Annotated in this window: 31 protein-coding genes; 29 read left to right on the forward strand and 2 right to left on the reverse strand. The window is 62.3% G+C overall.

Going from position 1 to position 26,386, the window contains the following annotated elements:
- The first annotated feature begins 38 nt into the window (after window positions 1-38).
- From AC1DY9_RS06105 to tatC, 26 genes are all read left to right on the forward strand, one after another.
- Window positions 39-1,517, forward strand: coding sequence for a glutamate synthase subunit beta (locus AC1DY9_RS06105; protein WP_477666051.1), 1,479 nt, complete (start codon window positions 39-41; stop codon window positions 1,515-1,517).
- Window positions 1,518-2,323: 806 nt separating this feature from the next.
- The gene (locus AC1DY9_RS06110; protein WP_457279723.1) at window positions 2,324-3,169 is read left to right on the forward strand and encodes an ABC transporter ATP-binding protein; all 846 of its coding nucleotides are present in this window, start codon (window positions 2,324-2,326) and stop codon (window positions 3,167-3,169) included.
- Window positions 3,166-3,960, forward strand: a complete 795-nt coding sequence (mlaE, locus tag AC1DY9_RS06115; protein WP_457279722.1) for a lipid asymmetry maintenance ABC transporter permease subunit MlaE — start codon at window positions 3,166-3,168, stop codon at window positions 3,958-3,960. Before AC1DY9_RS06110 ends, mlaE begins: the two co-directional genes overlap by 4 nt.
- 131 nt (window positions 3,961-4,091) lie before the next feature.
- Window positions 4,092-4,598 carry an outer membrane lipid asymmetry maintenance protein MlaD gene (gene mlaD, locus AC1DY9_RS06120; RefSeq protein WP_457279721.1) on the forward strand — a complete coding sequence of 169 codons (507 nt, stop codon included), beginning with the start codon at window positions 4,092-4,094 and terminating at the stop codon, window positions 4,596-4,598.
- Window positions 4,595-5,371, forward strand: coding sequence for an MlaA family lipoprotein (locus AC1DY9_RS06125; RefSeq protein WP_457279720.1), 777 nt, complete (start codon window positions 4,595-4,597; stop codon window positions 5,369-5,371). The genes mlaD and AC1DY9_RS06125 overlap by 4 nt, the downstream gene beginning before the upstream one ends.
- A gap of 193 nt (window positions 5,372-5,564) precedes the next feature.
- Window positions 5,565-6,206: an MlaC/ttg2D family ABC transporter substrate-binding protein gene (locus tag AC1DY9_RS06130; protein WP_457279719.1), complete on the forward strand. Its 642-nt coding sequence runs from the start codon at window positions 5,565-5,567 to the stop codon at window positions 6,204-6,206.
- A 14-nt stretch (window positions 6,207-6,220) separates the two neighbouring features.
- A complete protein-coding gene (locus AC1DY9_RS06135) occupies window positions 6,221-6,490 on the forward strand; it encodes an STAS domain-containing protein (RefSeq protein WP_477666052.1) in 270 nt (89 codons plus the stop codon).
- 86 nt (window positions 6,491-6,576) lie between these two features.
- Window positions 6,577-7,536 carry an ABC transporter ATP-binding protein gene (locus AC1DY9_RS06140; protein ID WP_477666053.1) on the forward strand — a complete coding sequence of 320 codons (960 nt, stop codon included), beginning with the start codon at window positions 6,577-6,579 and terminating at the stop codon, window positions 7,534-7,536.
- A 193-nt stretch (window positions 7,537-7,729) separates the two neighbouring features.
- Window positions 7,730-8,485: an ABC transporter permease gene (locus AC1DY9_RS06145; RefSeq protein WP_457279716.1), complete on the forward strand. Its 756-nt coding sequence runs from the start codon at window positions 7,730-7,732 to the stop codon at window positions 8,483-8,485.
- A 219-nt stretch (window positions 8,486-8,704) separates the two neighbouring features.
- A complete protein-coding gene (locus AC1DY9_RS06150) occupies window positions 8,705-8,950 on the forward strand; it encodes a BolA family protein (protein ID WP_457279715.1) in 246 nt (81 codons plus the stop codon).
- Window positions 8,951-8,954: 4 nt separating this feature from the next.
- Complete coding sequence (gene murA, locus AC1DY9_RS06155) at window positions 8,955-10,229, forward strand: UDP-N-acetylglucosamine 1-carboxyvinyltransferase (RefSeq protein WP_477666054.1); 1,275 nt, start codon at window positions 8,955-8,957, stop codon at window positions 10,227-10,229.
- Window positions 10,226-10,879: an ATP phosphoribosyltransferase gene (gene hisG / locus AC1DY9_RS06160; RefSeq protein WP_457279713.1), complete on the forward strand. Its 654-nt coding sequence runs from the start codon at window positions 10,226-10,228 to the stop codon at window positions 10,877-10,879. The genes murA and hisG overlap by 4 nt, the downstream gene beginning before the upstream one ends.
- Window positions 10,880-10,883: 4 nt before the next feature.
- Window positions 10,884-12,260: a histidinol dehydrogenase gene (gene hisD, locus AC1DY9_RS06165; RefSeq protein WP_477666055.1), complete on the forward strand. Its 1,377-nt coding sequence runs from the start codon at window positions 10,884-10,886 to the stop codon at window positions 12,258-12,260.
- A 7-nt stretch (window positions 12,261-12,267) separates the two neighbouring features.
- Entirely contained in the window at window positions 12,268-12,714 is a 447-nt protein-coding gene (locus AC1DY9_RS06170) for a hypothetical protein (RefSeq protein WP_477666056.1), read from the forward strand.
- A gap of 47 nt (window positions 12,715-12,761) precedes the next feature.
- A complete protein-coding gene (gene hisC, locus AC1DY9_RS06175; protein WP_477666057.1) occupies window positions 12,762-13,865 on the forward strand; it encodes a histidinol-phosphate transaminase in 1,104 nt (367 codons plus the stop codon).
- Window positions 13,862-14,470 carry an imidazoleglycerol-phosphate dehydratase HisB gene (gene hisB / locus AC1DY9_RS06180; RefSeq protein ID WP_457279710.1) on the forward strand — a complete coding sequence of 203 codons (609 nt, stop codon included), beginning with the start codon at window positions 13,862-13,864 and terminating at the stop codon, window positions 14,468-14,470. Before hisC ends, hisB begins: the two co-directional genes overlap by 4 nt.
- 124 nt (window positions 14,471-14,594) lie before the next feature.
- On the forward strand, window positions 14,595-15,284 hold the full coding sequence (gene hisH / locus AC1DY9_RS06185) for an imidazole glycerol phosphate synthase subunit HisH (RefSeq protein ID WP_457279709.1): 690 nt from the start codon (window positions 14,595-14,597) through the stop codon (window positions 15,282-15,284).
- Between the two features lie 94 nt (window positions 15,285-15,378).
- The gene (gene hisA / locus AC1DY9_RS06190; RefSeq protein WP_332700223.1) at window positions 15,379-16,119 is read left to right on the forward strand and encodes a 1-(5-phosphoribosyl)-5-[(5-phosphoribosylamino)methylideneamino]imidazole-4-carboxamide isomerase; all 741 of its coding nucleotides are present in this window, start codon (window positions 15,379-15,381) and stop codon (window positions 16,117-16,119) included.
- A 184-nt stretch (window positions 16,120-16,303) separates the two neighbouring features.
- Window positions 16,304-17,104 (forward strand): imidazole glycerol phosphate synthase subunit HisF, encoded by an 801-nt coding sequence (gene hisF / locus AC1DY9_RS06195; RefSeq protein ID WP_457279708.1) that lies wholly within the window; start codon window positions 16,304-16,306, stop codon window positions 17,102-17,104.
- 163 nt (window positions 17,105-17,267) lie between these two features.
- Window positions 17,268-17,693, forward strand: coding sequence for a phosphoribosyl-AMP cyclohydrolase (hisI, locus tag AC1DY9_RS06200; RefSeq protein ID WP_477666058.1), 426 nt, complete (start codon window positions 17,268-17,270; stop codon window positions 17,691-17,693).
- On the forward strand, window positions 17,680-18,063 hold the full coding sequence (locus AC1DY9_RS06205; protein WP_457279706.1) for a phosphoribosyl-ATP diphosphatase: 384 nt from the start codon (window positions 17,680-17,682) through the stop codon (window positions 18,061-18,063). Before hisI ends, AC1DY9_RS06205 begins: the two co-directional genes overlap by 14 nt.
- A gap of 75 nt (window positions 18,064-18,138) precedes the next feature.
- Window positions 18,139-18,486 (forward strand): DUF4870 family protein, encoded by a 348-nt coding sequence (locus AC1DY9_RS06210; RefSeq protein WP_457279705.1) that lies wholly within the window; start codon window positions 18,139-18,141, stop codon window positions 18,484-18,486.
- 24 nt (window positions 18,487-18,510) lie between these two features.
- On the forward strand, window positions 18,511-18,870 hold the full coding sequence (locus tag AC1DY9_RS06215; RefSeq protein ID WP_457279704.1) for a histidine triad nucleotide-binding protein: 360 nt from the start codon (window positions 18,511-18,513) through the stop codon (window positions 18,868-18,870).
- A 175-nt stretch (window positions 18,871-19,045) separates the two neighbouring features.
- Window positions 19,046-19,285, forward strand: coding sequence for a Sec-independent protein translocase subunit TatA (gene tatA, locus AC1DY9_RS06220; protein WP_122955331.1), 240 nt, complete (start codon window positions 19,046-19,048; stop codon window positions 19,283-19,285).
- Window positions 19,286-19,326: 41 nt separating this feature from the next.
- On the forward strand, window positions 19,327-19,794 hold the full coding sequence (tatB, locus tag AC1DY9_RS06225) for a Sec-independent protein translocase protein TatB (RefSeq protein WP_457279703.1): 468 nt from the start codon (window positions 19,327-19,329) through the stop codon (window positions 19,792-19,794).
- A gap of 70 nt (window positions 19,795-19,864) precedes the next feature.
- Window positions 19,865-20,665, forward strand: a complete 801-nt coding sequence (gene tatC, locus AC1DY9_RS06230) for a twin-arginine translocase subunit TatC (protein ID WP_477666059.1) — start codon at window positions 19,865-19,867, stop codon at window positions 20,663-20,665.
- 160 nt (window positions 20,666-20,825) lie between these two features.
- Here tatC and AC1DY9_RS06235 read toward each other — a convergent pair whose 3' ends face one another.
- A complete protein-coding gene (locus tag AC1DY9_RS06235; protein ID WP_457279701.1) occupies window positions 20,826-21,983 on the reverse strand; it encodes a S1C family serine protease in 1,158 nt (385 codons plus the stop codon).
- A gap of 243 nt (window positions 21,984-22,226) precedes the next feature.
- Between AC1DY9_RS06235 and AC1DY9_RS06240 the strand changes: the two genes are divergently transcribed.
- Window positions 22,227-22,832 carry a chalcone isomerase family protein gene (locus AC1DY9_RS06240; RefSeq protein ID WP_457279700.1) on the forward strand — a complete coding sequence of 202 codons (606 nt, stop codon included), beginning with the start codon at window positions 22,227-22,229 and terminating at the stop codon, window positions 22,830-22,832.
- A gap of 34 nt (window positions 22,833-22,866) precedes the next feature.
- Entirely contained in the window at window positions 22,867-23,628 is a 762-nt protein-coding gene (locus AC1DY9_RS06245; protein WP_457279699.1) for a Nif3-like dinuclear metal center hexameric protein, read from the forward strand.
- A gap of 18 nt (window positions 23,629-23,646) precedes the next feature.
- Here AC1DY9_RS06245 and AC1DY9_RS06250 read toward each other — a convergent pair whose 3' ends face one another.
- On the reverse strand, window positions 23,647-24,972 hold the full coding sequence (locus tag AC1DY9_RS06250) for a hypothetical protein (protein ID WP_477666060.1): 1,326 nt from the start codon (window positions 24,970-24,972) through the stop codon (window positions 23,647-23,649).
- Window positions 24,973-25,195: 223 nt separating this feature from the next.
- Here AC1DY9_RS06250 and pdxA point away from each other — a divergent pair, with 223 nt between their 5' ends.
- Window positions 25,196-26,251 carry a 4-hydroxythreonine-4-phosphate dehydrogenase PdxA gene (gene pdxA / locus AC1DY9_RS06255; protein WP_477666061.1) on the forward strand — a complete coding sequence of 352 codons (1,056 nt, stop codon included), beginning with the start codon at window positions 25,196-25,198 and terminating at the stop codon, window positions 26,249-26,251.
- The last annotated feature ends 135 nt before the right edge of the window (window positions 26,252-26,386 follow it).

Below are 26,386 nucleotides of genomic sequence, written 5' to 3' on the forward strand. Positions count from 1 at the left end.
CGGCCTAAAACGCTTAAAAGAATTGCACAGGACGCATCATGGGAAAAATCACCGGCTTCATGGAATACGAGCGCATCGAAGAGGGCTACAAGCCCGTGCCGGAGCGCCTGAAGAACTACAAGGAATTTGTCATCGGGCTGGACGACGCGCAGGCCAACAAGCAGGCCGCGCGCTGTATGGACTGCGGCACGCCGTTTTGCAACAGCGGCTGCCCCGTCAACAACATCATTCCAGACTTCAACGACATGGTGTTTCGCGCCGACTGGAAAAACGCCATCGACACGCTGCACAGCACCAACAACTTCCCCGAGTTCACCGGTCGCATCTGCCCGGCACCCTGCGAAGCCGCCTGCACGCTGAACGTGAATGACGACGCCGTCGGCATCAAGTCCATCGAGCACGCCATCATCGACCGCGCCTGGTCCGAAGGCTGGGTCAAGCCTGTGATGCCCAAGCACAAGACCGGCAAGAAGGTTGCCGTGGTCGGCTCCGGTCCCGCCGGCATGGCCGCCGCGCAGCAGTTGGCGCGCGCCGGCCATGAGGTGACGCTGTTCGAGAAGAACGACCGTATCGGTGGCCTGCTGCGCTACGGCATCCCTGACTTCAAGATGGAAAAGGTCCATATCGATCGCCGCGTCGAGCAAATGAAGGCCGAAGGCGTGAACTTCCGCACCGGCGTGATGGTGGGCAGCATCAAAGACCCGTTGGGCAAGGATTCCAAAGTCACCAACTGGGCCAAAGAAAGCATCACCCCCGAGCAGCTGCAAAAAGACTTCGATGCCGTGATCCTCACGGGCGGCGCCGAGCAGTCGCGCGACCTGCCCGTGCCCGGCCGCGACCTCGACGGCGTTCATTTCGCGATGGAATTTTTGCCCCAGCAAAACAAGATCAACGCCGGTGACAAGGTCAAAGGCCAGCTGCGCGCCGACGGCAAGCACGTCATCGTGATTGGCGGCGGCGACACCGGTTCCGACTGCGTGGGCACCAGCAACCGCCACGGCGCGGTCAGCGTCACCCAGTTTGAACTGATGCCCCAGCCGCCCGAGGAAGAAAACCGCCCCATGACCTGGCCTTACTGGCCGATCAAGCTGCGTACATCTTCCAGCCACGAAGAAGGCTGCGAGCGCGAGTTCGCCATCTCCACCAAGGAACTGATCGGCGAAAAAGGCAAAGTCACGGGCCTGAAGACCGTTCGTGTCGAATGGAAAGACGGCAAGATGGTGGAAGTGCCAGGCTCCGAGCAAACCCTCAAGGCCGACCTGGTGCTGCTGGCCATGGGCTTTATCTCGCCGGTGGCGTCGGTTCTGGATGCGTTCGGCATCGAAAAAGACAACCGTGGCAATGCCAAGGCCCATACCGACTTCACCGGCGGCTATGCCACGAATGTGCCCAAGGTGTTTGCCGCCGGCGACATCCGCCGTGGCCAGAGCCTGGTGGTATGGGCGATTCGCGAAGGCCGYCAGGCCGCGCGCGCGGTCGACGAGTTCCTGATGGGCTTTAGCGACTTGCCGCGTTAATCGCCGCGCCCGGCCTTCGCAAATCGCCCCAAGGGGCGGTTAAGTAAACCCCAAGCTCGCGCTTGGGGTGCGCGTAGGCCGCCAGGCCGCGCGTGCGGTCGACGAGTTCCTGATGGGCTTTAGCGACTTGCCGCGTTAATCGCCGCRCSCGGCCTTCGCAAATCGCCCYAAGGGGCGGTTAARTAAACCCCAAGCTCGCGCTTGGGGTGCGCGTAGGCCGCCAGGCCGCGCGTGCGGTGGACGAGTTCCTGATGGGCTTTAGCGACTTACCCCGCTAAGCGCTGCGCCCGGCCTTCACAAATCGCCCCAAGGGGCGGTTAAATAAACCCCAAGCTCGTGCTTGGGGTGCGTAGGCCCCGCCAGGCCGCGCGCGCGGTCGACGAGTTCCTGATGGGCTTCAGCGACCTGCGTCGCTAAGCGCCGCGCCCGGCGTTTATAAATCGCCAAAAAGGGGCGATTGAGAGGCCCAAGCTGGTGCCCGGATTGCGTGAAATGGTGCCAAACCTCCAGAAATCACCCAATTGGCGTGACGGTCCGTTGCGCTTTGCGCACATCTGCCTGGTTGGCAAATAACACCGAAAACCCCGGGTGCTATCAAAAAAATAGCTGCTTGCGCCGGATAGTCGCGGCTTGCGGCCACTATCTGCCCGACAAAGCGGCAGCCTTTTTGGGCTGCCCGCGCTGCTTTAGGCCGCTCAGCCCAAGGTTTTTGGTTTCCGGTCAGGGGCTGTATAAGGGCAAACCCCGTATCATTCGGTATTACTTACCCAAGCCAACACACCTGCTGGCCTGTCTTTTCTCCTTCAATGCCCGACATTTCCGCATCATCATTGGTTGAGTTCAAGGATGTGACGTTTTCCTATCCCGGCTCTGCCGGTGATCGCGTCATCCTGGACAAGGTCACGCTGTCCGTGCCTCGCGGCAAGGTTACCGCGCTGATGGGCGCTTCGGGGGGCGGCAAAACCACCGTCCTGCGCCTCATCGGCGGGCAGCAAAAGGCTGTCAGCGGCGCTGTGCTGTTCGACGGCAAGGACGTCGGCAAGCTGGCCCAGGCGGAACTCTACGCCGCGCGCCGTCGCATGGGCATGCTGTTCCAGTTCGGTGCGTTGTTCACCGATCTGAGTGTTTTCGACAATGTGGCGTTTCCCTTGCGCGAGCACACCGAATTGGGTGAGGCCCTGATCCGCGATATCGTGCTGATGAAACTCAATGCGGTGGGCCTGCGCGGCGCGCGGGACCTGCTGCCCAGCGAAATTTCGGGCGGCATGGCCCGGCGGGTCGCGCTGGCGCGGGCCATTGTGCTGGACCCGGAACTCATCATGTACGACGAACCGTTCTCGGGGCTCGATCCGATCTCGCTCGGTACCGCCGCGCAGCTCATACGCCAGCTCAACGATACGCTGGGCATTACCAGCGTGGTGGTGTCGCATGATCTGGAAGAAACCTTCCGCATTGCCGACAAGGTCATCATCCTGGCCAATGGCGGCATTGCGGCGCAGGGCACACCTGACGAGGTGCGTCGCTCCACCGATCCGCTGGTGCACCAGTTCGTCAATGCGGAAAGCGAAGGCCCCGTGAAATTCCACTATCCGGGCCCCACTGTGGATGCCGATTTCGGCAACCCGGCGGCCAAATCAGGGAAGCGCGCATGAGCCGCTATAGCCCTGTCGCCCTGATTTCCGGCCTCGGTTTTTCCGTGCGCAGCCAGCTGGCCGAACTGGGCTACGCCGCGCGGTTGATGTCCCGGCTGGTGGCCCTCACCGGCCCCGCCCTGGCCCGCTTTGGCCTGGTGCGCGACCAGATTTTCTTTTTGGGCAACTACTCGCTGGCCATCATTGCCGTGTCGGGCCTGTTTGTCGGTTTTGTGCTGGGCCTGCAGGGCTACTACACGCTGCAGCGCTATGGCTCGGCAGAAGCGCTGGGCTTGCTGGTGGCGCTCAGCCTCGTGCGCGAACTCGGGCCTGTGGTCACTGCTTTGCTGTTTGCCGGCCGCGCCGGCACGGCGTTGACGGCCGAAATCGGCCTGATGAAAGCCGGCGAACAGCTCTCAGCCATGGAAATGATGGCGGTGGACCCGGTGCGGCGCATCCTGGCGCCCCGTTTCTGGGGCGGCATCATCGCCATGCCCCTGCTGGCTGCCGTGTTCAGCGCCGTGGGCATCATGGGTGGCTGGCTGGTGGGCGTGGTCATGATTGGTATTGATGCGGGCTCCTTCTGGAGCCAGATGCAGTCCGGTGTCGATGTCTGGCGCGACGTAGGTAACGGCATCATCAAGAGTTTTGTGTTTGGCGTCACCGTCACTTTTGTGGCCTTGCACCAGGGTTTCGAGGCCCAGCCGACGCCTGAGGGCGTGTCGCGCGCGACCACGCGGACCGTGGTGGTTGCATCGCTGGCCGTGCTGGGGCTGGATTTCCTGCTGACCGCCTCGATGTTCAGCCTTTAAAACCGTCTTCATACATTTTTAATTCCCCCATGAGAAAATCCTGCTTCCCAGTGTTTGCCTTGGGTGAACCCCGCAAGGACAAAACAGCCCGGAATGGCGAAGACGCCGGACCAGGCCACTGAAAGAAAACGATGCAACGTTCCAAAAATGATCTGTGGGTGGGTTTGTTCGTGTTGATTGGCGGCGCCGCCATCCTGTTTCTGGCGCTCAAGTCCGCGAATCTGCTCAGCCTGAATTTCGATACCTCCTACAAGGTGACGGCGAAATTCGACAACATTGGTGGCCTCAAGCCGCGAGCCGCGGTCAAAAGCGCTGGCGTGGTAGTGGGCCGGGTTGAAAATATCACTTTCGACGACAAGTCCTACCAGGCCAGCGTCAATCTGGCCATGGAAAGCCGTTACGTATTCCCGAAAGACAGCTCGCTGAAGATTTTGACCAGCGGATTGCTGGGCGAGCAGTACATCGGCGTGGAGGCCGGTGGGGACGAGAAAAATCTTGCCGCAGGGGACGTGGTCAAAAACACGCAGTCTGCCGTGGTGCTTGAGAATCTGATCAGCCAGTTTTTATATAGCAAGGCGGCAGACAGCAGTTCCGGATCAGGGTCTGCGCCGCCATCAGGGACGCCAGAAAAAAAATGACAGCAGAAATCACGATGAAAAAACCGGCCGGCTGGGCTGCGGCAGTGCTTGCACTGGCACTTCTCCAGGGATGTGCAACCGGCCCCAATGCGAGCCCGTCCGATCCGCTGGAGCCGTTCAACCGGACCATGTTCAATTTCAATGATGGTGTGGACCGCGCCGTCGTCAAACCCGTGGCAACCGCGTACCGGGATATCACGCCTGCGCCTGTGCGCACCGGTGTCACCAATTTCTTCGGCAACATTTCCGACGTGTGGTCCACCGTCAACAACCTGCTCCAGGGTAAAGGCCAGGCTTCTGTCGAAAGTTTTTTCCGCGTCACGACCAATACCATCTGGGGCGTGGGCGGCATTTTTGACGTTGCCAGCGATCTGAAGATTCCCAAGCACTCGGAAGATTTTGGCCAGACGCTCGGCGTTTGGGGTGTGGGCTCGGGCCCCTACCTCGTGCTGCCTTTGCTGGGCCCTTCTTCCGCGCGTGATTCGGTAGGTTCGCTGGTTGATTACCAGGGCGACCTGGTAAGCCGGATCGACAATGTCCGTGCCCGCAATTCCCTGACGACTTTGCGCCTGGTGAATGCCAGGGCCAACGTGCTCGGGGCCGGTGATGTCCTGGACCAGGCCGCACTCGACAAATACAGCTTCACCCGCGAAATCTACCTGCAGCGCCGCCGTAGCCTGATAGGCGGGACTTCGGTGGAAAAAGAGGAACGTTACGATTTGCCGGAAGGCACATCGGCCGCCCCAGCGGCACCAGCCTCCGCCGCCAAATAGCGTCCTGCCGGGTGTGAACAGGGGTCAAAAGGCTGTTGATTGCAAACAATATTTACAAGACTGCCGTAAAACTTCATTCACAGCCCGGAAACCATCCCGCAGAATAACCATCGAACCATCGGTTGCAACAGTGACGTATCCGTAGAGGTACAGCAATTTCCGCAACCGCATGCTTCGTCATAGAAGGAAAATCATGAAACGTAGAACACTTGGCCATTTATTTACCGCCGCCCTCAGCCTGGCCCTGATGGGGTCCGCACCGTTCGTTCGCGCAGCCGATGAGGCACCCGATGCCCTGATCAAGCGCGTTTCGGCCGATGTGCTGGACAACATCAAGACGGACAAGGCTGTAAAAGCCGGTGACCTCACCCGGGTGCTCGCGCTCGTCGACAGCAAGATCATGCCCAATGTGAACTTCACGCGCATGACGGCCTCTGCCGTCGGCCGCAACTGGCGCCAGGCCACGCCTGAGCAGCAAAAGAAGCTTCAGGACGAGTTCAAGGTCCTGCTGATCCGCACCTATTCCGGCGCACTGGCACAGGTCAGCGACCAGAGTGTCAATGTCAAGCCGCTGCGCGCGGCTCCGGAAGACACTGAAGTCGTCGTCCGCACCGAAGTTCTGGGCCGGGGCGACCCAATCCAGCTGGACTACCGCATGGAAAAAACCGCCACGGGCTGGAAGATCTATGACCTCAATGTGCTGGGCGTCTGGCTGGTGGAAACCTACCGCACCCAGTTCGCCCAGGAAATCAGCGCCAAGGGCGTTGATGGCCTGATCGCTTCCCTGGTTCAGCGCAATCAGTCCAATACCGGCGCGGGCGCCAAGAAATCCTGAGCGGCGACCGCGCCATGCTGACACTCCCTTCCGCCTTGACCCATGCGGTGGCTGCCGGTTTTTCTCATGGCCTGAAGCAGGCTGTGCAGTCCCAGCCGGGCGGGGTGGTGGTGGATGCGAGCGCACTCACCGAGTTTGATTCTTCCGCTCTGGCCGTCCTGCTTGAATGCCGCCGTGAGGCGCTGGCCGCCGGCAAGGGGTTCACGGTCACCGGCTTGCCTGTCCGCTTGCGCCAGCTGGCAGGCCTTTATGGCGTGGCGGAGCTGGTGCCTGCCACGGCCTGAGCCGTACCGCTGCGGCACCGGCCGCCCCCAGGGCATTCAGGTACCTGCCGGGATAAAACGGCGCCAGCCCTTAAAATGATGGGCTAATGCCAGCGATCTCATTTCAGTCCGTCTCCAAAACCTATTCCTCTGCGCGAAGCCAAACAGGTCCCATTGTCCGGGCGCTTGACGACGTCAGTTTTGACATCCGGCTGGGTGAGTTTTTTGGGCTGCTCGGTCCCAACGGCGCCGGCAAAACCTCTCTCATCAGCATACTCGCCGGCCTTTCTCGTGCCAGCAGCGGCCGGGTCCTGGTGCATGGCAGCGACGTGCTCACCGACTATGCCAATGCAAGGCGAAAGCTCGGCGTCGTACCCCAGGAACTGGTGTTCGACCCCTTTTTCTCCGTGCGCGAGGCGCTGCGCATCCAGTCCGGCTATTTCGGCATCAAACGCAACGACGACTGGATCGACGAACTGCTGGTCAGCCTGGGGCTGGCCGACAAAGCCAATGCCAACATGCGCCAGCTCTCCGGCGGCATGAAACGCCGCGTGCTGGTGGCGCAGGCGCTGGTGCACAAGCCGCAGGTCATCGTGCTCGACGAACCCACCGCCGGCGTTGATGTGGAACTGCGCCAGACGCTGTGGCAGTTCATCGCCAAACTCAACAAGCAGGGCAGCACGGTGCTGCTCACCACGCACTACCTCGAAGAAGCCGAGGCTTTGTGCAGCCGCATCGCCATGCTCAAGCAGGGGCGGGTGGTGGCGCTGGCTCAGACTTCCGAGCTGCTCAAGGCAGCATCGTCGAACGTGTTGCGCTTCAAGATCGACAGCGAATTGCCGGTGCACCTGGCCGCGCAGGCCCGTATCACCGGGCGCATCGTGCAGTTCCCGGCGCACAACGCCAATGAAATCGAACAATACCTCGCGGCCATCCGTGAGGCGGGGCTGGTCGCGGAAGACGTTGAAATCCGCAAGGCCGACCTGGAAGATGTGTTCCTGGACGTCATGAACAAAAAGCCGGCCGGAGAAGCCACCGAACTGAATTTAATGGGAGTGGCAACATGATCGCGTTCATCCGGGGAAGGGCCGTGCGCCGCGCCGGGCCGCCCCAAGCAAGCACAGCCCCCGAGGGGCTGGAGCCTGCGGCTCCAAAGCTGCTTGAGCAGCTTTGGACAGGCGACAGAGGCGAAGCGTCTCGCGAGCCGCGGCCTGCAAGGCCTCGCGTAGTACGCGAAGCGACAAGCGTGGGGGCTTTTGAATGACTGGCTGGCAAACACTGCTCTACAAGGAAACCCTGCGCTTCTGGAAAGTGGGTTTCCAGACGGTCGGAGCCCCGGTGTTGACCGCCGTGCTCTACATGCTGATCTTTGGCCACGTGCTGCAGGACCAGGTCAAGGTTTACGACCAGGTCAGCTACACCGCCTTCCTGGTGCCCGGACTCGTGATGATGAGCGTGTTGCAGAACGCGTTCGCCAACAGCTCTTCGTCGCTGATCCAGAGCAAGATCATGGGCAGCCTGGTGTTTGTGCTGCTCACGCCGCTGTCGCACTGGCACTGGTTTTTTGCGTACGTCGGCTCGTCCGTCGCGCGTGGCCTGCTGGTGGGTACCGGCGTGTTTGCCGTCACCGTATTTTTCGGCCAACCCGCTTTTGTGGCGCCGCTGTGGATTGTGCTGTTCGCGGTGCTCGGCGCCGCCATGCTGGGCGCGCTGGGCGTCATCGCCGGGCTGTGGTCTGAAAAGTTCGATCAGATGGCGGCCTTCCAGAATTTCGTCATCATGCCCATGACCTTCCTGAGCGGCGTGTTTTATTCGATTCACTCGCTGCCGCCTTTCTGGCAAAAGGTCAGCCACCTGAACCCGTTTTTCTACATGATTGACGGGTTCCGCTACGGATTCTTTGGCGTCAGCGATGTTTCGCCCTGGCTGAGCCTGGGTATCGTGACCACCGCGCTGCTGGTCGTGAGTGGTGTCGCGGTCAACATGCTGCGCACAGGCTACAAAATCAGACACTAGAGATATGGCCCCCACGTTCGCGCACTTCGTGTCGCTCCCGAGGCCTTGCAGGCCGCGGCTCGCGAGACGCTTCGCCTCTGTCGCCCGTCCAAGCCTGCGCAGGCAGGCTTGGAGCCGCGGGCTCCAGCCCCTCGGGGGCGCTGCGCCTGCGGCCTGGCAAAGCCAGTTCCGCGGCCCCTGCTTGCGAAGACACTCGTCTCATGCCTCAATAGAAAACTTATGACCAGCGAAGAACTTCAATCCATCATCACCGCAGGCCTGCCGTGCGAACATATCGAACTGTCGGGCGACGGCCGCCATTGGTACGCGACAATCATCTCCAGCGCCTTTGAGGGCCTGCGCTTGATCCAGCGCCACCAGAAGGTGTACGCCACGCTGGGTGGCCGCATGCAGACCGACGAAGTGCATGCGCTGTCGATGAAAACGTATACGCCCACCGAATGGGCCAACAACAACACGCAATAAGAACATGGACAAATTACTCATCAGGGGCGGCAAATCACTCGCCGGCACGGTCGAAATTTCCGGTGCCAAGAATGCCGCGCTCCCGGAACTGTGTGCAGCCCTGCTGACAGCCGACACGGTGACGCTGCAGAATGTGCCGCGCCTGCAGGATGTGGCCACCATGCTCAAGCTGGTGCGCAACATGGGTGTGCAGGCCGAACGCAGCCAGGACGTGCCCAGCACCGTGGTGCTCAATGCCGGCGGCCTGAGCTCACCCGAAGCCCCTTATGAGCTCGTCAAAACCATGCGCGCTTCCGTGCTGGCCCTCGGCCCGCTGCTGGCGCGCTTTGGCGAGGCGACTGTGTCACTGCCCGGCGGCTGCGCCATTGGTTCGCGGCCGGTCGACCAGCACATCAAGGGTATGCAGGCCATGGGCGCTGAAATTGCCGTGGAGCACGGCTACATGATCGCCAAGCTGCCGGCTGGTCAGAAGCGACTCAAGGGCACCAGCATTACCACCGACATGGTGACGGTCACCGGCACTGAAAACTTCCTGATGGCGGCCAGCCTGGCAGAAGGCGAAACCATCCTGGAGAACGCCGCGCAGGAGCCCGAGATTGGCGACCTGGCTGAAATGCTCATCAAGATGGGCGCAAAGATTGAAGGCCACGGCACGCGCCGCATCCGCATTCAGGGTGTCGAGTGCCTGCATGGCTGCACCCACCAGGTGGTGGCCGATCGCATTGAAACCGGCACCTTTTTGTGCGCGGTGGCCGCTGCCGGTGGTGACGTGGTTTTGAAGCATGGCCGAGCCGACCACCTCGACGCGGTGATCGACAAGCTGCGCGAAGCCGGCGCCGTGGTAACGGCGGGCGAAGGCTTTATCCGCATCCAGGCCAGCGGCCGAATGAAGGCGCAATCCTTCCGTACGACCGAATACCCTGGCTTCCCGACTGACATGCAGGCCCAGTTCATGGCGCTGAACGCCATTGCACAGGGCAGCAGCACGGTGACCGAGACGATTTTTGAAAACCGTTTCATGCACGTCAACGAAATGGTGCGCCTGGGTGCCAAGATCCAGATCGACGGCAAGATTGCCGTCATGGAAGGCGTTGAAAAGCTGTCGGGTGCCACCGTGATGGCTACTGATTTGCGCGCCTCCGCCAGCCTGGTAATTGCCGGCCTGGTGGCCGAAGGCGAAACCATGGTGGACCGCATCTACCACCTGGACCGCGGCTACGACCAGATGGAAGCCAAGCTGCGCGGAATCGGTGCCGACATAGAGCGAGTCAAAGCATGATCACGCTTGCTTTATCCAAGGGCCGCATCTTCGACGACATCCTGCCGCTGCTCAAGAGCGCCGGCATCGAGGTACTCGACGACCCGGAAAAATCCCGCAAACTGATCCTGGACACCAACCAGCCCGGCCTGCGTGTGGTGCTGGTGCGCGCCACCGACGTGCCCACCTATGTACAGTACGGCGGTGCCGATCTCGGCGTGGTCGGCAAAGACACGCTGATCGAATCCGGCAGCCAGGGCCTGTACCAGCCGCTCGATTTGCAAATCGCCAAATGCCGCATCAGTGTGGCCGTGCGCGAGGGCTTTGACTACGCCGCCGCCGTGCGCCAGGGCTCGCGCCTGAAAGTGGCCACCAAGTACGTGGCGATTGCCCGCGAGTTTTTCGCCACCAAGGGCGTGCACGTCGACCTGATCAAGCTCTACGGCAGCATGGAGTTGGCGCCGCTCACAGGCCTGGCCGACGCCATCGTCGACCTCGTCTCCACCGGCAGCACGCTCAAGGCCAACCACCTGGTCGAGGTCGAACGCATCATGGACATCAGCTCGCACCTCGTTGTGAACCAGACTGCGCTCAAGCTCAAGCAAGAGCCCATCCGCAAGCTGATAAACGCTTTTTCTGCCGCCACCTCTGCACCTTCCCTTAAATCTTGATGCTATGAAATTAATAGCTGCTCCCGCTCGTCTGTCAACGGTTTCAGCTGATTTTGAGGCTGAATTCAAGGCGCGCCTGCATTGGTCTGCCGACACCGATGCGGCCATTGAGCAACGCGTGGCCGACATCCTGGCCGATGTGCAGCAGCGCGGCGATGCGGCGGTGCTGGAATACACGGCGCGCTTTGATGGCCTGTCAGCTGCGTCGATGGCTGGGCTGGAACTGACGCAGGCGGATTTCAAGGCCGCATTTGATGCCATTCCCGCTGCCCAGCGCGAGGCCCTGCAGGCCGCAGCCGCCCGGGTGCGCAAGTACCACGAGGCACAGAAGAAGGCATCGGGAGAGAGCTGGAGTTATCGCGACGAAGACGGCACGCTGCTGGGCCAGAAGGTCACGCCGCTGGACCGGGTGGGCATTTACGTTCCGGGCGGCAAGGCTGCCTACCCTTCCAGCTTGCTCATGAACGCCATCCCCGCCCACGTGGCTGGTGTGCAAGAGATCATTATGGTGGTGCCAACGCCTGTGCGCGGCAGCGTAGCCACGGGCGGCTCAGGCGACCAGGCGGCGTCGAGCAAAGGCGAGCGCAATGAGCTCGTGCTGGCCGCCGCCTATGTGGCCGGGGTCACCCGCGCCTTCACCATCGGCGGCGCGCAGGCCGTGGCCGCGCTGGCCTACGGCACGCAAACCGTGCCCAAGGTCGACAAGATCACCGGCCCCGGCAATGCTTACGTGGCCAGTGCCAAAAAGCGCGTTTTCGGCACGGTGGGCATCGACATGATTGCCGGCCCGTCTGAAATTCTGGTGCTGGCCGATGGCAGCACGCCCGCCGACTGGGTGGCCATGGACTTGTTCAGCCAGGCCGAGCATGATGAGCTGGCCCAAAGCATCCTGCTGTGCCCCGACGCCGCCTATATCGATGCCGTGCAGGCTGCGATTGACCGGCTGCTGCCCGAAATGCCGCGCGCCGAGATCATCGCCAAGTCCCTCACCGGCCGCGGCGCGCTGATCCACACCCGCAGCATGGAAGAGGCCTGCGAGATCAGCAATCGCATTGCCCCCGAACACCTCGAAGTCTCCAGCCACGACCCGCACAAGTGGGAGCCTCTGCTCAAACACGCCGGCGCGATCTTCCTGGGCGCCTACACCAGCGAATCGCTGGGCGACTACTGCGCCGGCCCCAACCACGTGCTGCCCACCAGCGGCACGGCGCGCTTCAGTTCGCCACTGGGTGTCTACGACTTCCAGAAGCGCTCCAGCCTGATCGAAGTCAGCGAAGCCGGTGCGCAAGTCCTCGGCAAGATCGCCGCAGAACTTGCTTATGGCGAGGGCCTGCAGGCGCATGCTCGCGCGGCCGAAATGCGGCTTTCCAAACCCGATTGAATCGTAAATGACCCGCATTTTCAGATCGCTGAATCTTGTCGTTGCTGCTTGCATTGCGCTGGCAGGGTTGCAGGGCTGCGCGTCCGTGGTGCAACCCTCAGAGAAACCTCCCAATGCGATTGAGCTTTCAGGAGTGGTCTCCGAAGTATCTGCCTCGCCCTACTATGGTTTGAGTTCGGTTCAGCAAAGTAGCGCGACGCTTGCTGGGGGCTCTGCTGGCGTTATGCTGGCCAACGCCATTGGTGCGCAGCAGGGCAATCGCGACGTCAGCTCCATTGTGGTGACCGTTTCAAACATCTTGTCGCTGACGCTTCCTGTGAGTGGCACTTTCCGTTCCGGCGAATGCGTGAAGCTTTTTGTAGATCCCATGTTCAGGGAGCTGCTGAACCGCAAAGACGTGGCCAACATGAGCATGCCCACGGGCTCCGCTTTCGTGCAGAAAAGCAGTTGCTGAGCGAGTCGGCAATCACAATACCGCCAGACAGAATCAATTCACCCATCATGAAACAGTCAGATACCGTACTGGCCTCCGAGCTCAAAAAACTGATTCGCCAGGACGTGCAGTCCATGCATGCCTACGCCATCCAGGACTCGGCCGGCATGGTCAAGCTTGATGCCATGGAGAACCCGCACCGCCTGCCGGCATCGCTGCAGGCCCATCTGGGCCAGCGTCTGGGTGCGCTGGCATTGAACCGCTATCCGGATGGCCGCGTGAATGATCTGCGCAAGGCCCTGGCCGACTATGCGCAGATGCCCGAGGGCTTCGACATCATGCTGGGCAACGGTTCGGACGAGTTGATCTCGCTGCTGGCCATGGCCTGCGATGTGGAAGGGGGCTCCATATTGGCGCCATTGCCGGGCTTTGTGATGTACGCCATGAGCGCGCAGCTGCAGGGTCTCAAATTCATCGGCGTGCCGCTGACGGCCGACTTTGAGCTCGACCAAGCCGCCATGCTGGCCGCTATTGCCGAACACCAGCCGTCCATCATTTACCTGGCCTACCCGAACAACCCGACGGCCAACCTGTGGGACGACACGGTGATTGAAAAGATCATCGAAGCCGTGGGCGAACAAGGTGGCCTGGTCGTGATGGACGAGGCCTACCAGCCGTTTTCCAGCAAAAGCTACATCGACCGCATCGCCAGGCACAGCCATGTGCTGCTGATGCGCACCCTGAGCAAGTTCGGCCTGGCCGGCGTGCGCATCGGCTACATGATGGGCCCGAAAGCGCTGATTGCCGAGATCGACAAGGTGCGCCCGCCCTACAACATCAGTGTGCTCAACTACGAATGCGCGCTGTTCGCGCTGGAGCACCAGGGTGAATTCGCCGCCCAGGCCGCGGAGCTGGTGGCTCAACGTGCTGTGTTGCTGCAGGCCCTGGCCGGCATGGCGGCCAGGGGCGTCAAAGCCTGGAAAAGCGACGCCAACATGATCCTGGTGCGGGTGCCTGATGCGGCCAAAACCTTTGAAGGCATGAAATCGCGCAAGGTCCTGGTCAAAAACGTTTCTAAAATGCACCCATTGCTGGCCAATTGTTTGCGCCTGACGGTCGGCACCGCGGACGAGAACGTGCAAATGCTGGCGGCGCTTGAAAAATCCCTATGACCACCCCTACCCACGCTCCCCGCATTGCCGAGGTTTCACGCAACACCGCCGAAACCCAGATCATCGTCAAGCTCAACCTGGACGGCACCGGTAAAGCCAGCCTTTCCACGGGCATAGGCTTTTTCGACCACATGCTGGACCAGATCGCCCGCCACGGCCTGATCGACCTCGACATCCAGGCCAAGGGCGATTTGCACATTGACGGCCACCACACGGTGGAAGACGTGGGCATCACGCTGGGCCAGGCCGTGGCCAAGGCTGTGGGAGACAAAAAAGGCCTGCGCCGCTACGGCCACGCCTATGTGCCGCTCGACGAGGCGCTGTCGCGCGTGGTGGTCGATTTTTCGGGCCGTCCGGGCCTCGAGATGCATGTTCCTTTCAAGAGCGGCATGATCGGCACCTTCGACAGCCAGCTCGCCTACGAATTCTTCCAGGGCTTTGTGAACCACGCCTTTGTGACCTTGCACATCGACAACCTCAAGGGCGAGAACGCCCACCACCAGGCCGAAACCGTGTTCAAGGCATTTGCCCGCGCGCTGCGCATGGCGCTGGAGATCGATCCGCGCGCCGCAGGCGTGATTCCATCGACCAAGGGTTCGCTGTAACCCCTTCGCACTCAACGCCGGGAACACGTCCAATCCTTGTTTTAATGCCTGTTTTTGCCTCCAGACCAATGGTGACGGGCGCAAGCAGCTATTAAATTCGTAGCAAACTACCTTTCGACTTTCAATGGCAAAACCCAAAACAGTCGCCGTGGTCGACTACGGCATGGGCAACCTGCACTCCGTGTCACAGGCTGTTCGCCATGTGGCGGGCGGCAGCGGCTTTGACGTGCTGGTCACCTCCCGGGCCGAAGATGTGATGTCGGCCGAACGCATCGTGCTGCCTGGCCAGGGCGCCATTGCCGACTGCATGCGCGAGCTCGCAGATTCCGGCATGCTGGAGTCGGTGCTGCACGCTGCGGCCAACAAGCCGCTGTTCGGTGTTTGTGTTGGCATGCAGATGCTGCTGAGCCACAGCGACGAAGGCCAGCCCGGCGACGGCGGCGTGGGTACCACCGGCCTCGGATTAATCCCTGGGGAGGTCACCAAATTCGAGCTGGCCGGCAAAATCCAGCCCGACGGCAGCCGTTACAAGGTGCCGCAGATGGGCTGGAACCAGGTTTACCAAAATGGTGCGGGCACGGCCAGGGCCCACCCGGTCTGGGCTGGAGTTCCCGACGGCGCGTACTTTTATTTTGTACACAGCTTTTATGCCCGGCCGTCGGATGCACGCCACATCGCGGGGGAGGCCGACTACGGCGCGCGCTTTACGGCGGCGATTGCACGCGATAATATTTTTGCCACCCAGTTCCACCCCGAAAAGAGTGCCGACCACGGGCTGGCCCTGTACCGCAATTTCCTGCACTGGAATCCCTGAATACCTTGGGTCAGACCCGGTACCGGGGCGTCCGGCTTTTTGTTACCCTGAGCGTCCGTTTTGTCCTTTACCGTTTTACCGTCTTTAACCGCACATGCTACTTATCCCCGCGATTGACCTGAAAGACGGTCACTGCGTCCGCCTCAAACAGGGCGACATGGATCAATCCACCATCTTCAGCGAAGACCCGGCCGCCATGGCGCGCAGCTGGGTCGACAAGGGCGCGCGCCGCCTGCACCTGGTGGATTTGAATGGCGCCTTTGCAGGCAAGCCCAAGAATGAGGCTGCCATCAAGCAGATACTGGCCGAGGTCGGCAGCGAAATCGACGTGCAGCTGGGCGGCGGCATCCGTGACCTGGACACCATCGAGCGCTACCTTGACGCCGGCCTGCGCTACGTCATCATCGGCACCGCAGCCGTCAAGAACCCCGGTTTTCTGCAAGACGCCTGCACGGCCTTCGGCGGCCACATCATCGTCGGCCTGGACGCCAAGGACGGCAAGGTCGCCACCGACGGCTGGAGCAAGATGACCGGCCATGAGGTCATCGACCTCGGCAAGAAATTCCAGGACTACGGCGTCGAATCCATCATCTACACCGACATCGGCCGCGACGGCATGCTGACCGGCATCAACATCGACGCCACCGTCAAGCTCGCCCAGGCGCTGACGATTCCCGTGATCGCCTCCGGCGGCCTTTCGAACATGGCCGACATCGAAAAGCTCTGCGAGGTCGAGGAAGAGGGCGTGGAAGGTGTGATCTGCGGGCGCTCGATTTACAGCGGTGATCTCGATTTTGAGAAAGCTCAGGCGAGAGCCGATGAGTTGAATGGCTAGTCCATTAAGCAAGCGCAAGATTCCACTTTGGAGCGTCATTCTCACAGTGGGGTTGAGCGTAGCCGCCGTGTTGGGATATGTGGCCATTGAATACGGCTTCTCAGCCTTACCGGGTTTTTTGCTGTTTTGCCTGGCGTTGGCGATAGCGGCCCCCCTAATCGTGTTGTTTTCTGCGTCCTAACCCATGCTCGCCAAACGAATCATTCCTTGCCTTGATGTGACTGGCGGCCGCGTGGTCAAAGGCGTCAACTTCACCCAGCTGCGCGACGCAGGCGACCCGGTCGAAATCGCCGCGCGTTACAACGAGCAGGGCGCCGATGAGCTCACTTTCCTCGACATCACCGCCACCAGCGACGGGCGCGACCTGATCCTGCCGATCATCGAAGCGGTGGCTTCGCAAGTGTTTATTCCGCTGACGGTTGGCGGCGGTGTGCGCACCGTTGAAGACGTGCGTCGCCTTCTCAATTCCGGGGCCGACAAGACCAGTTTCAACTCGGCCGCCATCGCCAACCCGCAGGTGATCGCTGACGCTTCTGCCAAATACGGCTCGCAGTGCATCGTGGTGGCGATCGACGCCAAGCGCCGCGGCGCGGAAGGCGAAAAGCGCCTCACACCCGCCGGCGAACCGGTCGGCCCGGGCTGGGACGTCTACAGCCATGGCGGGCGCAAGAACACCGGCCTGGACGCCGTGGCCTGGGCCACCGAGATGGCGCGCCGCGGTGCCGGCGAAATTTTGCTGACCAGCATGGACCGCGACGGCACCAAGTCGGGCTTTGACCTGGCCCTGACCCGCGCGGTGAGTGACGCCATCAGCGTGCCCGTGATCGCCTCGGGCGGCGTCGGCAACCTGGAGCATCTGGCCGACGGCATACAGACCGGCGGCGCCGACGCGGTGCTGGCCGCCAGCATTTTTCATTACGGTGAATACACGGTGCAGCAGGCGAAAGCTCACATGGCGGCACGCGGCATCCCTGTCCGTCTGTAGCATTTCTTAAGCGGTTTTGGCCTGTAGCCCAATGAATACAGGCGCAAGCAGCTCCTGATTTGATAGCGAATCATTTTCCGGCGAAACTGGCGTCAGCACAGAGCCCCCGTGGTTTGGCGGCTTGTAATACAGCTGTTCAACGCAATCTTGGACAATACACACCATGAACTGGTTAGATGAAGTCAGCTGGGACGACAAGGGCCTGATCCCCGTCATTGCACAAGAAGCCTCCAGCGGCGATGTGCTCATGTTCGCCTGGATGAACCGGGAGGCGCTGCAAAAAACTGCCGAGCTTGGTCAGGCGGTGTATTTCAGCCGCTCGCGCGGGCGGCTCTGGCACAAGGGTGAGGAATCCGGCAACCAGCAAACGGTGCATGAGATCCGCCTGGACTGCGACAACGACGTGATCCTGCTCAAGGTGACGCAGCTGGGCCACACGCMGGGCATAGCTTGCCACACGGGCCGCCACAGCTGCTTTTTCAGTGTGTATAAAGACGGTCAATGGGTGGTGACCGAGCCGGTCCTGAAAGACCCGACAACCATGTATAAAAAAGCATCAACAGACTCCGGCAAACATGACCACGAATGACTCCCTCCAGCGCCTGGCGCAGATCATCGAAAGCCGCAAGGCGGCCAACGGCGGTGACCCGGACACCAGCTATGTGGCGCGCCTGCTGCATAAAGGCCCCGACGCTTTCCTGAAAAAAATCGGCGAAGAAGCCACGGAAACCGTGATGGCGGCCAAAGACATCGACCGCGGCGGGCCCACGGCAGAGCTCAAGGGCAAGCTGGTTGGCGAAGTGGCCGATCTGTGGTTTCACAGCCTGATTGCGCTGGCGCATTACGGCCTCAGCCCGCTGGACGTGATTGCCGAGCTGGAGCGCCGCGAAGGCACCAGCGGCATCGAGGAAAAAGCCTTGCGCAAGGCCCAGCACCGTGATGCGGCCGAAAAGCCCTGAGACGGGCGTTTCCTGGCCCCACACCGTGGCTGATTTTTCTTCTCCCTGATATCGCTTTGACTGGAACCTGAACGCATGGAAACCGACCTGGCCGAATTCGAAGGCAAGAATCCCAACGACCGCGCCGTCATGCATGTGCTGTACGGCCTGCACACGCTGGCCTGGTTCAGCGGCGGTGTGTTTGCGGTGATCGCCGTCATCATCAACTACATTCGCCGCGCGGATGAAACCGATGCGCTCTACATCGACCACCACAACTACATGATCCGCACCTTCTGGTGGACGCTGGCCTGGCTGGTGCTTCTGTCGCCGCTGTGGCTGTTGATTGTGCCGGGGTGGGTGGCCTATGGCATTGTCTGCCTCTGGTACCTGTACCGCTGCGTGCGCGGCTGGATGCGTTTTAACAGCCATCGCCCCACATAAGCCCTTTCAGCCACGACCCAAGCCATGAACCATTCCGACACCTGCATTTTTTGCAAGATCGCTGCGGGCACCATTCCAAGCCGGAAGGTGTACGAAGACGACGAGCTGTACGCTTTTCACGACATCAACCCGTGGGCGCCCGTGCATTTCCTGATCATTCCCAAGGACCATATTCCGTCCATGGCCCAGGTCGGCCCCGAACACGCTGCTTTGCTGGGGCGCATGATGGTGCTGGCCCCCAAACTGGCGATGGAGCAGGGCTGTAACCCCTATCCGGAGGGCGGCTACCGGATCGTGACCAATACCGGCGCCGAGGGTGGCCAAGAGGTGCATCACCTGCACTTTCACGTGATCGGCGGCCCGCGGCCATGGCTGAAGGGCTAGAAGGGTTACAAGCCAAAGGGAACCCTGGTGCGCACAACCACACTAAACCGGTAGGCCAATGTGTGTAATCGGTTTTCCGGCAGGCAGGGCCTTTAGAATCAACGCAATTGCGTGCAAACCGCCCCAAACCGGCAATGTTGCATTTACACCTGTATTTACAGATTAGGAGCAAATCATGGGTTCATTTTCCATTTGGCACTGGCTGATCGTGCTGTTGATCGTGGTGATGGTGTTCGGCACCAAAAAGCTCAAAAACATGGGCAGCGATCTCGGCGGCGCCGTCAAGGGTTTTAAAGACGGCATGAAGGACGGCAGCCAGACGCCCGCCGACGTGCCCGTGCCGCCCGCCAGCGTGACCAACGCCCAGGCCGCTGACAAAACGACAATCGACGTTGAAGCCAAGCAGAAGTCTTGAGCGCAATCATCTGACGCAACCTTCCAGCGACACCTTCTGCAGTGATTGATCTAGGCATCTCCAAAATGGCGCTCATCGGCGCCGTGGCGCTGATCGTTATCGGCCCGGAGAAGCTGCCGCGCGTGGCGCGTACCGTGGGTACGTTGCTGGGTAAGGCCCAGCGTTATGTGGCCGACGTCAAAAACGAGGTCAACCGCTCCATGGAGCTGGACGAGCTCAAGAAGATGAAGGAAACCGTTGAGGGCGCCGCCCGTGACGTCGAGAACTCCATCCAGACCAACGCCAGCGATTTCGAAAAATCCTGGGCCGAGGCCACGGGAGAGTCGTCCTCCGGCGCTTTGCCGGGCATGGAAATCTTCCCCGAGTACAGGCACCCGAAAAAGAAGTGGCGGCTCAAGCAGGGCGCGACGCCCCAGTGGTACAAGGCCCGTTCGGGCGTACGCACCAAGGCCCAGTCCGGCGCGGCCCGCGTGGCGCGCTTCCGTCCGCAGCCGGGCCGCATGCCTTGAGCTGCTTTCCTGCTGATTCCTTCCTGTTTGCGTGCCTCCCCGCGCAGCCCCACCAGCGCAAATTCCCCTCATGAGCGATCCCCACACCGACAAGCCCGACGAACTCGCGGGCACCGAGCAGCCTTTTGTGCAGCACCTCGTGGAGCTGCGCGACCGGATGATCAAAGCGGTGATTGCCATCGGCATTGCGGCCGCCGTGCTGGCGGTGTACCCCGGCGCCAGCGCACTCTATGACCTGATGGCCGCCCCGCTGGTGGCCACGCTCCCCAAGGGCGCCACGCTGATCGCCATCAGCGTGATCACGCCGTTCGTGGTGCCGATCAAGATCCTCTTCATGGCCGCCTTCATGATCGCGCTGCCGGTGGTGCTGTACCAGGTGTGGGCCTTTGTCGCACCGGGCCTGTATTCGCATGAGAAAAAACTGGTCATGCCGCTGGTGATTTCCAGCACCCTGCTGTTTTTCATCGGCGTGGCGTTTTGTTATTACTTCGTGTTTGGCCAGGTGTTCGCCTTCATCCAGAGCTTTGCGCCCAAGTCCATCACGGCGACGCCGGACATCGAGGAATACCTGAGCTTCGTGCTGGGCATGTTCCTCGCGTTCGGGCTGGCCTTTGAAGTGCCGATTGCGGTGATCCTGCTGGTGCGCATGGGCATACTCACCGTGGCCCAGCTGCGCCAGTACCGCGGCTATTTCTGGGTGATCGCCGCCATCGGCACCGCCCTGGTCACGCCGCCCGACGCCGGCTCCATGATCATGCTGCTGATGGTGGTGGGCGGACTGTATGAGGTCGGCATCCTGGCGGCCCTGCTGTTCGTCAAGCACACCAAGGTGCCAGAGACTGACAGCGACACCGAAGTAGCCAAACCCTGACTTCCGCCGGCGCTCGCCGGCTCAGCCCCTCCCGCATGCACGGGACGTCAAATCTTTTTGGAAAAAAACGGCCACAGCCCAATGTGGCCGTGCGCAAGTCGCTATTAATTTGGTAGCATCTTCATGCACGATTGCAGCGTGCTGACGGCGCCCCGGCTGGTCAGCGCTGCTGCACCTTGGGCCGCTGGCGCTTGCCGGGCGTCACCGGGATCTCGGTCTGCTTGTCCTTGCGCAGCACCGTCAACGGCGCCGGCGTGCCGGGCTTGAGGGCTGCCACAGCGGTCAACAACTGGCTCACGTTGCGTACGCCCTTGCCGTTCACGGCGGTGATCACGTCGCCGGGTAGAAGGCCGGCCTGCGCGGCCGGGCCGTTTTGCAGAACGCCGGTGATGATGACACCACCCTCTTTGGCCGCAGCCGCCGGAAGGCCGAATGTTTCAGCGAGTTCGGGGTTGAGGTCCTGCGGCTCCACGCCGATCCAGCCCCGCGTGACCTGGCCGTCCTTCACGATGCCGTCGAGCACCAGCTTGGCAGTCGACACCGGGATGGCGAAACCAATGCCCATGGAGCCCCCCGAGCGCGAATAAATCGCGGTGTTGATGCCCATCAGGTTGCCGTTCACGTCGACCAGCGCGCCGCCCGAGTTGCCGGGGTTGATGGCGGCGTCGGTCTGGATGAAATTTTCAAAGGTGTTGATGCCCAGCTGGTTGCGCCCCAGTGCGCTCACGATGCCGCCGGTGACCGTCTGGCCCACGCCAAACGGGTTGCCGATGGCCAGCACGGCGTCGCCCACCTGCAAGGCGTCGGAGTTGCCCAGCACGATGACGGGCAGCTTGTCCAGGTCGATCTTGAGGATGGCCAGGTCGGTGTCCGGGTCGGTGCCTATGACCTGTGCTTTTGCCTTGCGCGTGTCGTTGAGGATGACTTCGATCTCGTCGGCGCCTTCCACCACGTGGTTGTTGGTCAGGATGTAGCCGCTGGCGCTGATGATGACGCCGCTGCCCAGTCCGCCCTGCGGTTCATTGGGGCTCTGGTCGCCGAAGAAAAACTTGAACCACGGGTCTTCGGCATGCGGGTTTTTGGCGGCGGCCTTGCTGGTGTTGATGCTGACCACCGCTGCCGAGGCAACTTTGGCCGCCGATGCGAAGCCGCTTCCGGCACCGCCGCTGCGCGGTGCGGTGCCGGCCGGGGCCTCGATGACGGACACGCCCGGCATGTTGCCGCGGTCCAGCCACTGCGGCTTGAGCGTGGCCACCACGAAGTAGGCCGCCAGCAGGACGGTGACGGTTTGGGAAAAAAGAAGCCAGGTGCGTTTCATGAGGCGTGAGGGTCGGCGTGCCGGTACGAAGGTGCGGAAGACGAAAGGGGGCGGGAATCCGGGGCGGCACAGGGCCGGAAGGGGCGCGGCGCCAACTGATGGAGTTTATCGCTTCGGGTCCCCGCTCGCTGTAAGGAAGCATGCCGGCTGGCTCCGGTACCATGTTCCTGGCTGCCGCAAGGCCGCAGCCGCGGGCAGCCTGAACCGCCGCCCGCGGTCAACAACCATAACGGAGGTGACAACATGCATCAGTGTTCAAGGCGGACCTGGCTCGCGCGTGGCGCGGCCGCATTGACAGCGGGTTCGGCGGGACTGGCATTGCCGGTTCTGGCCGCACCCACGGCGACGAAATTTCCGGCCAGTGTGGTGGCGCAGGGCACCACACTGCAGCTCAACGGCGCCGGCACCCGCTTCAAGGCCATTTTCAAGGTCTATGACATGGCCCTGTACACGAGCCGCAAGGTCTCGTCGGCCGACGAGGCGATGAAGCTGGGAACGCCCATACGCCTGGCCTTTGTGGCGCTACGCGAAGTCTCCGGCACCGACCTGGGCCGGCTCTTCCTGCGCGGCATGGCCGACAACTCAAGCCGCGACGCTGTCAGCCGCCACTCGGTGTCGAGCAACCGTCTGATCGATATCTTCTCGGGCCGCAGCAAGCTGATGCCCGGCGATTCGTTCGCGATGGAGTTTGTTCCGGGCAAGGGCACCAGCTTTTTCATCGCCGAGCAGCCGCAGGGCGCAGCGGTCGGTGATGCGGAGTTCTTTCGCATGGTGCTGGGCATCTGGCTGGGGTCCGTTCCGGCGGACTTCATGCTCAAGGACGCGTTGCTGGGCCTTGAGAAAAGCTGAGCGTCCTGAAGCAGCGCCCTGAGACAATGGGGCCATGAGCACCACACGACAGGACTTGCTGCAGGCCTTTGACACGCTTTTGCAGCCCGCGCGCTTCAAGGACTACGGCCCCAACGGTCTGCAGGTCGAAGGCAAACCCTCGGTCGGCAAGATTGTTTCCGGCGTTACCGCCAGCCTGGCGCTGATCGAAGCGGCCATTGCGGCGCAGGCCGACGCCATCTTTGTGCACCACGGCCTGTTCTGGCGTGGCCAGGACGGCCGCGTCACGGGCTGGATGAAGCAGCGCCTGGCCTTGTTGCTGGCGCACGACATCAACCTCTACGCCTATCACCTGCCGCTGGACGCGCACCCCGAGCTCGGCAATAACGCCCAGCTGGGCTTGCAACTGGGCCTCACGGCGACGGGGCGTTTCGGCGAACAGGACCTGGGTTTTATCGGTGGGCGCGTCGACGGAGGGGAATTTTCAGATGCCGGCGCACTGGCAACACATCTGGAAAAAGTACTTAATCGGGTTGTAACCAAAGCAGGACCAGCGCAATCAGCTATTAAAAACATAGCATGGTGCACGGGCGGCGCGCAGGGGTATTTTGAGGCGGCGATTGCCGCAGGCGCCGACGCCTTCATCACCGGCGAGATTTCCGAACCCCAGGCGCACTACGCGCGCGAGATGGGCGTGGCCTTCATCGCCTGTGGGCACCACGCCTCCGAGCGCTACGGCGCGCCGGCCGTGGCGGCGCAGGTTGCCACGCAGCTGGGCCTTGCCCACCAGTTCATCGACATCGACAACCCGGCCTGAAGCTTTTTCCCGAGAGGATCAGGCCGGCTTGTGGCGCTGCCGCCCGGCGCGGCCGGTGTTGGAACTGGCGGGTTTGGCCCGCAGCGGTGTTTGCGGCGCGGCGTTTCGCAGCGCATGCCAGCTGGAGCCCAGCTCGGCATGCTCCACCGGCACGGCGGTGCGGGTTTCCGGGTCCAGCAGCGCGGCGCGGGAGCGCATGGCGCGGGCAGCCTGCGCCACAGACTGCGCTTCGTGCAGCAGCTGGGCGACGTCCTTGCCGGCGACCGACAGATGAACGATGCCGACGGCAATGTCCGGCTTGATCCGGGCACGCCCCCCGCCCAGGGCCGTCACGTCCATCGGCCGGCGCAGGTCGGAGGCCACGCGCAGGCCCAGTGTGCGTATCCAGCGCGGCGAATGCATGGTTTCCAGCAGCACGACAAAGCAGCGGTCATAGTAGCGGCCGGCCGGGTTGACGGCGCCGGTGTGACGCTGAATGCGGCGCGCCATCTGGATATAGATTTCGTTCAGGCCGGCCTGGCCGATCTGGGGCAGCAGGCCTTCGGGCTCGAACAGCAGCACGGCCATCAGCGCGCCGTCGCGCCGCGTGCGCAGACGCCGGCGCTGCGCACGGATGATTTTCTGCACCAWCGCCACGCCGTCATAGAGCTGGGTGATCGGGTCGTGCCCCGACGCTTCGCCGTGCTTCAATTGCCGCGTCTGCCGGTTGCGCAGCCACAGCATGGCGGCCGTGATGACCACACTGAGCAAGGCTGCCATGGCCACGCCGGCCTGCAGCGGCAGTGAAAACCGGGTGGGGCTCAGCGCCAGGCCGTACAGGCCGATCTGCGCGGGCAGCGTCAGCAGGCAGCCCAGCGCCAGGCCCCAGGCCATCCGGTCACCGAGTTGCGTGGCGCGAACCGACAGCCACAGCACCACGGAAAGATTGACGACGGCGAGCGTTGCCGAGGCGGGCAGGGCCCACTGCGGCTCCAGCAGCAGGCAGAGCGGCCCGCCGGCGATGCAGACCAGGGTGATGGTTAACAGGCTGACCTTCATCAGGTGGTCGCGCTGGTGGGCCGACAGCCATTTGCTGGCGCCGAAGCTGCCCATCGACGCGCAAGCCGGCCCGACAAGGAGTTGCGCAATGCCCAGCGACTCCTTGCCGTCCGGCCAGAGCTCCATGGGCAGGCCGCACAGCAGCATCACCACCAGCCAGCAAAGCACGAGGTAAGCCAGGGTCTGCCAGGCAGCGCGGGTGCGGCTGTAAAGGGCATCGGCCAGGGCCAGCAGCAGCACCAGGCCAAGTGCGCCGGCCGCAGCACTCCACAGCATCATTTCACCGTCGGACATCAGGACGGGCATGGCAGCATTCATGGCAGGCTGATGTCCTGTGCGCTGGCGGGCTGCCGCTGCGATGTGGTTTGCGCCAAAATACCCCCAGCATGCATCTGACCGACCCCCCTGAATTCATTGATCCGGCGCCGCGCTGTGCAGCCGGTGTGTTGACCTGTTTCTTTGTGATTATGGGCTGTCCTGTAACCAAATGCACCCTGCGGCCGCAATTCACCGCGGCGGCGCCCGGCTTGTGAACAAGCCGCTGCTCATCACCATGGGTGACGCCGCCGGCATCGGCCCGGAGATCATCGCCAGGGCTTTTCGCGATGCACCCGTTGAAATGGCGGGCTGCACCGTGGTGGGTGATGTCGCCACGATGCGCCGCGCTGCCGCGCTGACAGCGTCCCCGCTGGCGCTGCCGGTGGCCCGGCTGGACGCCCTGGCCGATGCGGTGGGGGTGCCGCCCCATTGCATCGGGGTGTTGCAAAAATGCGAGTTGGAGGCCGTGCCTTACGGCCAGGTCAATGCGCAGGCGGGCCAGGCCGCGGCCGACTGCATCGTCTGGGCTGCCCGCAGCGTGCTGGCCGGTGAGGCGTGCGCCATGGTGACAGCGCCCATCCACAAGGAAGCATTGGCGGCGGCCGGCGGCTGGGCAGCGGCCTTTCCGGGCCACACCGAAATGCTCCAGGCTGAAGCTGCCGCTTTTCTGGGTAAATCGGCGGCGGACGTGCCGGTGCGCATGATGCTGGCCAACGACGAACTCAAGACCGTGTTGGTGAGCATTCACATGTCACTGCGGCACGCCATTGAGGCCGTCACCTTTGACAACGTGTTGCAGACCTTGCGCATCACCCATCGCGCAGTGGCTGCCAGCCTGGGCCGGGCACCGCGCATTGCGGTGGCGGGGCTGAATCCGCACGCCGGTGAAGGCGGACTGTTCGGCAGCGAAGAGCAGGCCATCATCGCGCCGGCCATCGCTACCGCCCGCGCAGAAGGGCTGGATGTGAGCGGTCCCTTCGCACCCGACACGGTATTCATGCGCGCGCGCCATGCCGCCGGCAAGCCCGGCGAGTTTGACGTGGTGGTGGCGATGTACCACGACCAGGGGCTGATCCCGGTCAAGTACCTGGGCGTGGAGCAGGGCGTGAATGTGACGCTGGGCCTCCCGCTGGTGCGCACGAGCCCAGACCACGGCACGGCGTTTGACATCGCCGGCACGGGGCGCGCGGACGCATCCAGCTTGCTGGCGGCTGTTCGCATGGCGCGCCAGCTAAAAATCAAGCGAAATCGGGCTCTGACCCAATAGCAGTCTGCGCTAGCAGCTATTGAATCAATAGCAAGCACCGTCTCTTCGCAAGCGGGGGCCGCGGTCTGGCTTTGCCAGCCGCAAGGCGCCGTCCCCTGTAGGGGAGAGGCCCGCTACACGAAGTGAGCGGGCAAC

It is taken from the genome of Polaromonas sp. P1_F6, from assembly GCF_056405695.1.